Here is an 11268-nt window from a genome sequence, read left to right as displayed (position 1 = left end):
GGAGGCCGGGGCCGGATCGGAGGCCGGGGCCGGATCGGAGGCCGGGGCCGGATCGGAGGCCGGGGCCGGATCGGAGGCCGGGGCCGGATCGGAGGCCGGGGCCGGATCGGAGGCCGGGGCCGGATCGGAGGCCGGGGCCGGATCGGAGGCCGGGGCCGGATCGGAGGCCGGGGCCGGATCGGAGGCCGGGGCCGGATCGGAGGCCGGGGCCGGATCGAGGGCCGACTCGGACGCCGGTTCGGAGTCCGCGGTCGGGTCGGGCGGCAGGCTGCCGCCCGCGCGTGCGTACGGGACGAGGTGGTCGTCCGCGGCCGTTCCGGATCCCTCGGCCGCGCCGGGTTCCTCGTGCGGCCCCTCACCCGTCAGGTCACCAGAGCGCACCACTCGTCTCCCGCCGTCTCCAGCCACGAAGGTCCAGGTTCGCCGGAGTCGGCGCGCAGGGCGAGTGATGTTGGGCCGACCGGATGACGGCGACGGCGAAAGCGGCGCTGCGGGAACGCCGGGAGCCGTGGTGAAAACACTCAGGGCCGGAATCCGTGAACTGGATTCCGGCCCTGAGTCTTCAGTAGCGGGGACAGGATTTGAACCTGCGACCTCTGGGTTATGAGCCCAGCGAGCTACCGAGCTGCTCCACCCCGCGTCGGTAGGACCAGCATACGCCATTCGCGGGTGGGAATGCACAACGGATTGATCCGGGGCCCGCTCAGCCCGGCAGGAGGTGGCGGTTCGGCGCCTTGGCGGCCGTCTCGTGGTCCGGCAGGACGACCACGTGCGCGCCCTCGGCCGCCAGCAGCCCGCTGCCGTCGGCGTCGGTGACGAAGGTGTCCGGCTCCCGCCAGGCCGTGACCACCCGCCGCACCCCCGCGCCGAGGATCAGCCGGGCGCACGGGGCCGGCCGGGACGCCCGCCGGGCGCACGGCTCCAGGCTGCTGTAGACGGTCGCGCCGCGCAGCCGCGGGTCGGCCGGGTCGATCTTCGCCAGCGCCGCCTCCTCCGCGTGCGCGAGGGGGTCGCCGCCCTCCCGGGAGTGGCCCCGGGCGAGTTCCGTGCCGTCGGCGGCCACCACCACCGCGCCCACGCTGAACGCGGTCCGCGACGGCGGGCACAGGGCCGCCAGTTCGCAGGCGAGGGCCAGCCAGTGCCGGTCGGCGGCCGCGACGGCGTCGGCGACGCCGGGCGCGGTGGGTTCGTAGCGCATGAGGACGACGTCCTCGATCCGCCGGGTCTCCGTCAGCCGCAGCCGGCCGCCCTGGTACGCCCCCGGACCGAACAGCCGGGGCGCGTCCGGGTCGCCGACGAAGAGCGGGGCGAGGACGAGCTGGAGTTCGTCGGCAAGTTCCTGCTGGAGCAGCTGGGTGTGGATGGTGCCGCCGCCCTCGACCATGAGCCGCCGTACCCCGCGTACGTCGTGCAGGTGTTCCAGCAGCAGCCGCCAGTCGAGCTCGGGGCCCAGCGCGACCACGTCGGTCGCCAGGCCCGCCCGGCGGGCGCGTTCGGCGCCCCGGTCGGTCGTGTAGAGGACCTTCTCGCCGCCGGTGTGCCAGAAGTTCGCGGCCGGGTCCAGTTCGCCGGACCCGCTCACGGTGACCTTGAGGGGGTACTCCGGCCGCCCCGCCGCCACCCGCGCGGCCCGCCGCTCGGGCGAGTTCACCAGCAGCCGCGGGTTGTCGGCGCGGATCGTCCCGGCCCCGACGAGGATCGCGTCGACGGAGGCCCGTACCTCGTCGACCCGGTCGAAGTCGGCGGGGCTGGAGAGCAGCAGCCGCTCGGGGCCGGTGTCGTCGAGGCAGCCGTCGAGGGAGACGGCGGCGGACAGCAGGACGTACGGGAACGGCATCGGCGCGCTCACTCTCGGCGGCGGGGCGGGACTCTGGGATCTTGGTTCAACTTTGAAACAAACCTACACTGGCGGCATGACGACCCGCTGGCTCGCTCCCGAGGAACAGCGCGCATGGCGCGCGTACCTGGCCGCCACCCTGCTCGTGGAGGACGCGCTCGACCGGCACCTCCAGCAGGAGGCCGGCATGCCGCACCTGTACTACTCCATCCTGTCCCGGCTCTCCGAGGAACCCGAGCGCCGGCTGCGCATGACCGACCTCGCCGAGCGGCTGAAGATCACCCGCAGCCGGTTGACGTATGCGGTGACGCGCCTGGAGAAGGACGGCCTGGTGCTGCGCGAGGGCTGCCCGTCGGACCGGCGGGGCAGCATGGCGGCCCTGACCGACGCCGGGATGACCGTCGTGGAGCGGACGGCTCCGGGCCATGTGGAGAACGTCCGCGCGACCTTGTTCGACCACCTCGCCCCGGAACAGGTGCGGCAGCTGGAGGAGATCTTCACCGGGGTCGCCCGAGCGCTCCAGAGCGGAGCCGAGGCGCCCGGGGCGCCGGAGGACGTGCCGTGGCGCCGCCGCTCGCCGAAGCCCTCGTGCTCCTGACGAAACGCTCGCCGAAGCCCCCGGGCTCCCGACGGAAGCGGGCGTGAGCCGCGCATCGGCCCCACCCGCCCGAAGAGCACCGCGAACCCACCCATTGCTTCAACTTTCAAGCATGAGTTAGGGTCTGGTTCACAGGTTCTGCTTCAAAACTGAAGCAGATGTTCCCTCCGGACCCGGAGAACCCGCATGCCCGACCTCCCCGCCGCCACCCAGCGCTCCCGCGTCCGGGTCCCGCTGCGCTTCCACGACGGCTACGCCGTCGACGCCGAGCTGGTGACCTTCCACGGCCTGGCCGACGGCCAGGAACACGTCGCGATCGTCCTCGGCGACCCCGTGCCCGGCACCACCCCGCTGGTCCGCCTGCACTCCGAGTGCCTGACCGGCGACGTCCTCGGCTCGGCGCGCTGCGACTGCGGCCCCCAGCTGCGCGAGGCGGTCGAACGCATCGCCGACCGCGGCGGAGTGCTGCTCTACCTCCGCCAGGAGGGCCGGGGCATCGGCCTCTACAACAAGCTCGACGCGTACGCCCTCCAGGACCAGGGCCTCGACACCTACGAGGCGAACGCGGCCCTCGGCCTGCCCGAGGACGCCCGCGACTACACGGCGGCCGCCCAGATGCTCCGGGCTCTCGGCGTCACCGCCCTGGATCTGCTCTCCAACAACCCCGACAAGGCCGACCAGCTCCGTGCGCTGGGCGCCGACGTCCGCGACCGGGTCCCGACGGGTGTCTTCACCACCCCGCACAACGTCCGCTACCTCCGCGCGAAGGTCCTCCAGACGCAGCACACCCTGCCGCTGGCCGAGCTCACGGAACTGACGGAACTGCCCACGGGCTGAGGCCGCTTCCGGGGACGGCCGGACCTGGCGGCCCGCGCCCACGAAGGGCCCGGAGAACAGTCACGCCCCCGGCTCGAAGTACCTCTGAGCCGGGGGCGTTCCGGTAGGCCCTGTGGGACTCGAACCCACAACCAATGGATTAAAAGTCCACTGCTCTGCCAATTGAGCTAAGGGCCCAGGCGATGTTGCCTCCCCGAGCATAGCCGGACAGGGCCGGGTCTCCGATCGGGTATCGGGGACCCGGCCGCGTCGGACGGCGTGGCGGCGCCACGGCGAGCCGGGAGTGTCAGGGATCGACCGGTTCGGGAGCCCCCTTGGCGGACGCCTCGCGGGCGATGGTGCGGGCGTGTTCGGGGTTGAGGAACCAGTGCCGGGCCGACGCCAGCCACCAGGTCGCCGCGAAGCCCAGGACGACGAGGACGGCGACGGGGGCGTAGTTGAACGTCTCCCAGGTGACCGGGGAGACCTGCGGGAGCATGAACAGGACCGTGATGGCCAGCACCCAGACCACCGCGACCACGCCGATCGCCCGCGACCAGCGGCCCAGGTGCCACGGGCCGCGCTCGAACTCCTCGCCCTTGCGCAGCCGCAGCAGGGTCGGCACGACATAGGCGATGTAGAGGCCGATGACGGCGATCGAGGTCACCGCCGCGTAGGCCGTGACGTTGATCAGATACGGCAGACCGAGGACGAGCGCGCCGGCCGCCGCCAGCCAGACCGCCGCCACGGGGGTGCGGGTGCGCGGGCTGACGGTGTGCCAGACGTGCGAGAACGGCAGGGCGCCGTCCCGCGAGAAGGCGTAGATCATGCGGCTGTTGGCCGTCACCGAGGCCATGCCGCAGAACAGCTGCGCGCCGATCACGACCAGCAGGAGCAGCTTGCCGGCCGTCGCGCCCAGCGCGTCGAGGAGGATCTGGGCGGGCGGCGCGCCGGTGGGCGAGGCGAGTTCGGCGTCGTAGGACTGGATCGCGTAGGTGAAGCCCAGCAGAAGGACGAAGCCGGCGATCCACGAGGTCCAGATCGACCGGACGATGCCCTTCGGGCCGGCCATCGACGCGTCGTGGGTCTCCTCCGTCATATGGGCGGAGGCGTCGTAGCCGGTGAAGGTGTACTGGGCCATCAGCAGGCCGAGCAGGACGACGTAGACGCCGCTGCCCCAGCCGGTGTTGTTCACGAACTTCGTGAACACGAAGGACGTCGACTGGTGGTGGTCCGGCACGAAGGCCAGCGCGCCGACGATGACCGCCACGCCGATCACGTGCCACCACACGCTCACGCTGTTCAGCAGCGCGACGATCCGCACGCCGAAGGTGTTGAGCAGGCCGTGCAGCAGCAGGATCGCGGCGAAGAGCAGGACCGTGCGGCCCGGCGTCACCTCGAAGTCGAACTGGAGGTTGAGGTAGGCGCCCAGGAAGGAGGCCGCGCCGAAGTCGATGCCGGCCGTCACCGCCACCTGGCCGAGCACGTTGAACCAGCCCGTGAACCAGGCCCAGGCGGCGGCCGTGCGCGGGGGCGCGAGCCGGTGCGCCCAGAAGTACAGGCCCGCCGACGTCGGGTAGGCCGAGCAGATCTCGGCCATGGACAGGCCGACGAAGAGGGTCATCAGGCCCACCGCGACCCAGCCCCAGGTGATCACGGCGGGGCCGCCGGTGTTCATGCCGAAGAGGTACAGGGTCAGGCAGCCCGACAGGACCGAGATGATCGTGAAGGAGACCGCGTAGTTGGAGAACGCCGACATCCGGCGGGCCAGCACCTGCGTGTATCCGAGCTGGGCAAGCCGTTCCTCGTCCGAGAGCCCGCTCTTCTTGCCGTCATCTGTCATGCCCCCAGCGATTCCCTCGCCGAGGGCATGACATGCGTCACACCGTGGCTAGAAAATGCCCTTGTATACGCCCCAGCCGCCGGCGATCTTCGTACGCGCCCCGAAGGACCCCTTGCCGGTGCCGTTGTTGCGGTACAGGTTGCCCGCGGTGTCCCGCGCGACCAGGTCCGCCCTGCCGTCGCCGGTGATGTCGCCGACGCCGACGACGACGTTGTACGACGCGCCCCAGGCGGCGGCGACCTTCACCCGGGCCCTGAAGCCGCCGGAGCCGTTGCCGTCGTAGCGCCACAGGGTGTTGGCCTTGTCCTGGGCGAGCAGGTCGCCGACGCCGTCACCGTTGAAGTCGCCGACTCCGACGATCTTCTTGTAGCCCTTCCAGTTGTCGAAGAGCTTCACCCGGGCGGCCAGTTTGCCCGCGGTGGTGGACTTGTACAGGTAGACGGTGCCGGTGGTGGCGTTGCGGGCGATCAGGTCGGGCAGCCCGTCCTTGTTCACGTCGCCGGGCGAGGTCAGCACGTCGTACTGCTTCCAGCCGGTGCCCAGCGACACATGGCTGCTCGCCGGGGTGTACGAGCCCGCGCACCGGCCGAGGTAGCGGCGCAGTTCGCCGTTCGGCATCCGGATCAGGGTCTCGGCGCACCGGTCGCCGGTCATGTCGCCGAACGGGACCGCCACGGTCCCGGCGGCCCAGCCGGCGCCGGAGACCGCCCCGGCGACGGTGCCGTTGCCGGGGGAGTAGCGCACGCCGAGCCGGCCGGACGCGTCGAGGGTGACCAGGTCGCCGTAGCCGTAGCCGCCCAGGTCGTGATGGACCGGCAGACCGCCGGAGAGCACGATCGAGCCGCCGCCCGTGTAGGTGCCGGTGCCCTCGGTCGCCGTGGCGGTCAGGGTCCAGGTGTAGCGGCCGTTGTACGGGACCGCCCCGGCGTCCGTCCTCGCGTTCCAGCCCGCTTCGGGAGCCGTACCGGTCCCGGACTGCGTGTGCACCGTGCGGCCGAGGACGTCCTTCACGGTGAAGGTCCAGCGGGCCGGCTTGTTCAGCTGCCAGACGCTGTTCCACCAGTCGTCCCGGACATCGACCGAGTTGTCGTCGACCTCGGCCTCGATCAGCGCCAGCGGCTGGGACGGCACCCCGCTCTGCACGACGTGCACGGTGTGCTCGGCGTCCACGTAGGCGATGTCGCCGCCGAACTTGTCCACCGACCAGGTCAGCCGCCGCTGGTCGGCGGTGTTCCCGGCGGGCAGGTCGGCGATCTCCCGCGGGGCCGCCGCCGTACCCGTGTGGAAGTCGGTGAGCAGCAGCTTCCCGGCCGTACGGTCGTGCCGGACGAGGTAGCCGTCGCCGACGAGTGCGGGCCCGGAAGGCACGGTGATGTTCTTCTTCGCCGTACGGTCGTACACGCCCGCCGGGCCGGTGGCGCCGCAGTTCCAGTAGACCCAGCGGCCCACCACCTGGAGCTCCTTGACCGTGCAGGGCGCGCCGGTCGCGAGGGTCTCGACCGTCTTCTTCTGCTCCAGGTCGTAGGCGGTGACCGTGCCGTTGCCGGTCCCCGGCGCGTACAGCCGCGAGCCCCACACGGAGGCGGCGGTGACGGCGCGGGTCAGGCGCACGTCCTGCACGAGATAGGGCTGCGCGGCGTCGACGTACTGCTTGCCCGTCGAGGCCGCGTCGTAGACGAAGTAGCGGCCGGTGACGTCGACGAAGCGGCCGCCTGTGACGACGGGATCGGCGCCGTGGTCGATGTAGCTGTCGCGGTTGTCCCGGATCTGAACGCGCTCCTGGCCCTCATGCCCCTCGCCGTTGCCAAAGAAGACGCCGACGTGACCGTTGCCGGCTGCGCGCAGCGTCGTGCAGGAACCCGCGTCGCAGGGGACCCACTGCATGTGCGCGCCGTTCGCGTACGTGCCCGCGTAGCCGCGGGTGTCCCGCTCGCCCGCCGCGGTGCCGTCGGCCGAGATCGTGCGGTTGGTGACGTAGGGGTCGCCGTTCGGGGCGTTCTCCACGGTCGTCAGGACGCCGCCGGCATAGTCGAGGCCCCACACGCCGCCGGTCCGGAGGGGCATGAGGGTGGTGTCCGCGGCCGCCGGGCCCGCGGTGGTCAGGGAGCCGGCGCCGAGGGCGGCCAGGCCCGTCAGGGTGATGGCGATCCGGGCACGCCGGTTCGCGGTGGAGCGTGAGTGCACACGCCGAGACAAAGATCCCTCCCCAGGGAGAACAACACCGTGGCGGCGAGAGGACAGAAACCTCATCGCCAGGAGCGCGGCTGCGCCGAGGACCCCCTCGTCCGCGCCCCGTCGAGCCAAGTCGAAGCCAACGGATGTTAACAGTCGTCTCATAGTGAACGGTATTGCAAATAAAGGCCGTTGGCCGCTCAGATGGAGCGCGGCGACAGGCGTCACGTGGAGCGCGGCGACGGGCGCGGGAAAGGCCGAAGGGCCCGTACGACCGGAGTCGTACGGGCCCTTCGGGGGTCGGTCGGCAGACGTCAGCCGTTGCGCTTCCAGCGCGGCTTGTCGTCGCGGCGGCCGAAGGAGGAACCGGAGCCGGAGCCGGTACCGGTGCCGCGGTGGTCGTCACGACGGCCCTGGGGACGGTCGTGACCGGCGGAGCGGAAGCCCGGACGGTCGTCGCGGCGGTCGCGGTTGAAGGGGCGGTCGCTGCCACGGTGGCCGGGGCGCTCGTCACGACGGTCGCGGTTGAAGCCGCCCCGGTCGTCACGGCGCTCGAAGGAACGGCCACCACGGTCGTCACGACGCTCGAAACCACGGTCACGGTCGCCACCGAAGGAACGGCCACCACGGTCGCCACCACGGTCGTCACGACGGTCACGGTTGAAACCGCCCCGGTCGTCACGACGCTCGAAGGAACGGCCACCACGGTCGTCACGACGCTCGAAACCACGGTCACGGTCGCCACCGAAGGAACGGCCACCACGGTCGCCACCACGGTCGTCACGACGGTCACGGCTGAAACCGCCCCGGTCGTCACGACGCTCGAAGGAACGGCCACCACGGTCGTCACGACGCTCGAAGGAGCGACCACCACGGTCGCCGCCCCGGTCGTCCCGGCGGTCGTCGCGGCGGAAGCCGCCACGGTCGCCACCGCGGTCGTCACGACGGTCACGGTTGAAACCGCCCCGGTCGTCACGACGCTCGTACGAGGAAGACGACGAGGACGAGGCCGCCGTGCGCTCCTCGCGCTCGGCCCGGTCGACGTCCTGCGCGGCCGGCTGCTCCGGCACGGAGACCTCGGCGACGGCCTGCGCCGCCTCGGACTGCGCCTCGGCCACCGCGGCCTGCGGGTCCTCGCCGCGCTCGCGGGCGACCCGGGCGACGAGGCGGTCGGCCTCCTCGCGCAGCTCGCCGGCGCGGCGCTGGGCGCGCTCCAGCTCCTTGGTGAGCTGGGCGACCTCGCGCTCGGCCTGCTGCGCGGCGTTGCCCGCGGACTCGGCCTGGACCTCGGTCATCGAACGGGCGCCGGTGATCTCGGCGACCTCCGGCTCGAAGGCGGCGCCGCCCTGGATGATGTGACGCCCGGCGTCGACGCCCGCGTCCTCCATGAGGCGGAAGATCTGGCGGCGCTGGTGCGGCAGGGAGAGGGAGACCACGGTGCCCGTGCGGCCCGCACGCGCGGTACGCCCGGCCCGGTGCAGGTAGTCCTTGTGGTCGCCGGCCGGGTCGACGTTGAGGACCAGGTCGATGCCGTCGACGTGGATGCCTCGCGCGGCGACGTCGGTGGCGACGAGGACGTTGACGTAACCGTCCTTGAAGTCCGCCAGCGTCCGGGTACGGGCGCCCTGGGTCATGCCGCCGTGCAGCGCGTCGGCCTTCACCCCGGCGTCGCGCAGCTGCTCGGCGACGCGGTCGGCGCCCAGCTGGGTGCGGACGAAGATGATGGTGCGGCCCTTGCGGGAGGCGATCGCGGCCGTGACCGGCGCCTTGTCCTTGGGCTTCACGATGAGGATGTGGTGGCTCATCGTGGTGACCGCGCCCTGGGCGGCGTCGACCTCGTGGCTGACCGGGGCGTTGAGGTACCGGTCGACGAGGGTCTTGATCTCGTTCTCCATCGTCGCGGAGAAGAGCATGCGCTGACCGCCGGCCGGGACCTGGTCGAGGAGCTCGGTGACCTCGGGCATGAAGCCCAGGTCGGACATCTGGTCGGCCTCGTCGAGGACGGCGATCTGCACGTCCTCCAGGGAGCAGGCGCCGCGGTTGATGATGTCGCGCAGTCGGCCCGGGGTGGCGACGAGGACGTCGACGCCGCGCTCCAGGGCGTAGATCTGGTTGCCCATCGAGGTGCCGCCGCAGACGACCTTCATCTTCAGGCCGAGGACGTCGCCGTAGGGCTGGAGGGCGTCGGCGACCTGCATGGCCAGCTCACGGGTCGGGGTGAGGATGACCGCGCGGGGCTTGTGCTTCTGGGTGCGGCCGCCGGCCAGCGTGGCCAGGGTCGGCAGACCGAAGGAGAGGGTCTTGCCGGAGCCGGTGCGGCCACGGCCGAGGATGTCCTTGCCGGCCAGGGCGTCCGGGATGGTCGCGGCCTGGATCGGGAAGGGGACCGTCACGCCGTTCTGGGCGAGCTTGCGCACGACGCCCTCGGGCAGGCCGAGGTCCGCGAAGGTGAGCTGCGGGGCCTCGGGCGCCGTCTCGACGGCCGTCTCGACCGTCGCCTCGACGGTGTCGATGTGGTCGACGTGCTCGTCGTTCTGCCCGTTCGAGGGCACGACGGCGTGATCAGTACTGGAAATGGACATGCGAATGCGAAACCTTCCGGAGTCTCTTCGGCACGCGCCCGTCAACTCCGTGAGTCGCATTACGACCGCCTCGATGCGGTCCGCCACGGCAAGGGAGAGTACGCGCCACACGGCGCGCTCTGTGTTGGCGCCGGGCAAATGGGATCAAACGATCTACGAACGATCTACCACCATACGCACCCTCACCCCCCTTAGGCAAACCCATCCCCATAACCGCAGGTCACAAGGGCTTCCCCGCCTTGGAAAGCATGGCTCACAGCGCCGGCAGTCCGGCCCGGGGCGTGGGCTCGCGCCGCCCCAGCCGGGGCAGGCTCTCCCCGTGCGCCGACGACGACGGCTCCGCGGCCGACGTCTCCGGCGACGGTGGAGCCGTCGTCACCGGATCCACGGACGGCTCCTGCGCCGGGGTGCTCCCCGTCGGCACCGGCGGCGCCCCGGTCGGCGAGGGCACGCCCGGCGGCACACTGTGCCCCGGCCGGACGGACGCCGACGCGCTCGCACTCGCGCCGGGGCCCGCCGACGGCGAGTCCGACGGGGACGCCGACTCCCCGCCCTTCTGCCCGCCGTGCCTGCCGCGGTCGCGCCCGCCGCGCCCGGACCCGTCCGCGTAGCCGACCACGCCACCGCCGCCGGCCCGGTCGCCCTCCCCCGCCGCGGCGCCGTGCCGTCCCGCCGAGTGCGACGGTCTGGCCTGGCTCCCGCCGTCGTCACCCACGCTCACACAGCCGGCCGTGACGGCCACGACCATGGCCGTCACGGCCAGGCGGACGGATACGTACAAGGGGCGCACGGAAGCCACCTCCGGGTGGACGAAGAAGTCGATGTGTTCAACTCCCGTCGCCGCCGTAGGACACGCGCCCTCCGCCGCACCCGGCCACGGACCGCGCGGGCCGCGCCCAAACCCCCCGCTCCGCCCGGTCGTCCCCGACAATGGCCGTGTGCTGGAGATGACACGCGACAGGTTCGAAGAACTGGTGAGCGAGGCCCTGGACCGGATCCCGCCGGAGCTGACGCGGGTCATGGACAACGTGGCGGTGTTCGTCGAGGACGAACCGCCGTCCGACGACCCCGAGCTCCTCGGCCTGTACGAGGGCACCCCCCTCACGGAGCGCGGGGAGTGGTACGCGGGCGTCCTGCCGGACCGCATCACGATCTACCGGGGCCCGACCCTGCGCCACTGCGAGACGGACCAGGACGTGGTGGACGAGGTCGCCGTCACCGTCGTGCACGAGGTGGCGCACCACTTCGGCATCGACGACGCGCGGCTGCACGAACTGGGCTGGGGCTGACGCCGGGGTCCCCGCCCGCATATCCGCCCGGCGAGCCGGGCATACGGGACCAATGGCCAGCGTCCCCGCCCGTGCACACGGCATCGCCGCCGCCCTGAACCGCATACCCGGAAGGCCCCGCACCCCCGGAG

The 11268-nt window shown here is 72.1% G+C and carries 8 protein-coding genes, 2 tRNA genes and 1 pseudogene; 4 read left to right on the top strand and 7 right to left on the bottom strand.

Features of this window, described 5'->3' with window-relative positions; genetic code table 11:
- The 3 genes and pseudogenes from FNH09_RS46890 to FNH09_RS40370 all read right to left on the bottom strand — a co-directional run.
- A pseudogene (locus tag FNH09_RS46890) lies at positions 1-381 on the bottom strand (hypothetical protein); the annotation flags it as partial.
- 185 nt (positions 382-566) lie between these two features.
- Positions 567-640 (bottom strand) — tRNA-Met (locus FNH09_RS40375).
- Between the two features lie 63 nt (positions 641-703).
- The gene (locus FNH09_RS40370) at positions 704-1837 is read right to left on the bottom strand and encodes a dihydrofolate reductase family protein (RefSeq protein WP_152894841.1); all 1134 of its coding nucleotides are present in this window, start codon (positions 1835-1837) and stop codon (positions 704-706) included.
- Positions 1838-1913: 76 nt separating this feature from the next.
- On the opposite strand from FNH09_RS40370, the gene FNH09_RS40365 reads away from it, so the two are divergent.
- Together FNH09_RS40365 and FNH09_RS40360 are read left to right on the top strand one after the other, a co-directional pair.
- On the top strand, positions 1914-2435 hold the full coding sequence (locus FNH09_RS40365) for a MarR family winged helix-turn-helix transcriptional regulator (RefSeq protein ID WP_152894840.1): 522 nt from the start codon (positions 1914-1916) through the stop codon (positions 2433-2435).
- Between the two features lie 186 nt (positions 2436-2621).
- Complete coding sequence (locus FNH09_RS40360) at positions 2622-3272, top strand: GTP cyclohydrolase II (RefSeq protein WP_152894839.1); 651 nt, start codon at positions 2622-2624, stop codon at positions 3270-3272.
- Positions 3273-3376: 104 nt separating this feature from the next.
- On the opposite strand, the gene FNH09_RS40355 is transcribed toward FNH09_RS40360, so the two are convergent.
- The 4 genes from FNH09_RS40355 to FNH09_RS40340 form a co-directional block, all read right to left on the bottom strand.
- Positions 3377-3449 (bottom strand) — tRNA-Lys (locus tag FNH09_RS40355).
- 109 nt (positions 3450-3558) lie between these two features.
- Positions 3559-5094: an amino acid permease gene (locus tag FNH09_RS40350; RefSeq protein WP_152894838.1), complete on the bottom strand. Its 1536-nt coding sequence runs from the start codon at positions 5092-5094 to the stop codon at positions 3559-3561.
- Positions 5095-5142: 48 nt separating this feature from the next.
- Positions 5143-7278, bottom strand: a complete 2136-nt coding sequence (locus FNH09_RS40345) for an FG-GAP repeat domain-containing protein (protein ID WP_338017834.1) — start codon at positions 7276-7278, stop codon at positions 5143-5145.
- A 302-nt stretch (positions 7279-7580) separates the two neighbouring features.
- The gene (locus FNH09_RS40340) at positions 7581-9848 is read right to left on the bottom strand and encodes a DEAD/DEAH box helicase (RefSeq protein ID WP_162469824.1); all 2268 of its coding nucleotides are present in this window, start codon (positions 9846-9848) and stop codon (positions 7581-7583) included.
- A gap of 248 nt (positions 9849-10096) precedes the next feature.
- On the opposite strand from FNH09_RS40340, the gene FNH09_RS49970 reads away from it, so the two are divergent.
- Both FNH09_RS49970 and FNH09_RS40330 read left to right on the top strand, forming a co-directional pair.
- Positions 10097-10459 carry a hypothetical protein gene (locus FNH09_RS49970; RefSeq protein WP_156110856.1) on the top strand — a complete coding sequence of 121 codons (363 nt, stop codon included), beginning with the start codon at positions 10097-10099 and terminating at the stop codon, positions 10457-10459.
- Positions 10460-10795: 336 nt separating this feature from the next.
- On the top strand, positions 10796-11137 hold the full coding sequence (locus FNH09_RS40330; protein ID WP_152894842.1) for a metallopeptidase family protein: 342 nt from the start codon (positions 10796-10798) through the stop codon (positions 11135-11137).
- Positions 11138-11268 lie beyond the last annotated feature (131 nt).

The sequence above is a fragment of the Streptomyces adustus genome (assembly GCF_009377175.1).
In the GTDB taxonomy this organism is placed as follows: domain Bacteria; phylum Actinomycetota; class Actinomycetes; order Streptomycetales; family Streptomycetaceae; genus Streptomyces; species Streptomyces adustus.
The sequence above is the reverse complement of the archived record's forward strand: the minus strand, read 5'-3'. Positions and strand labels throughout refer to the sequence as shown.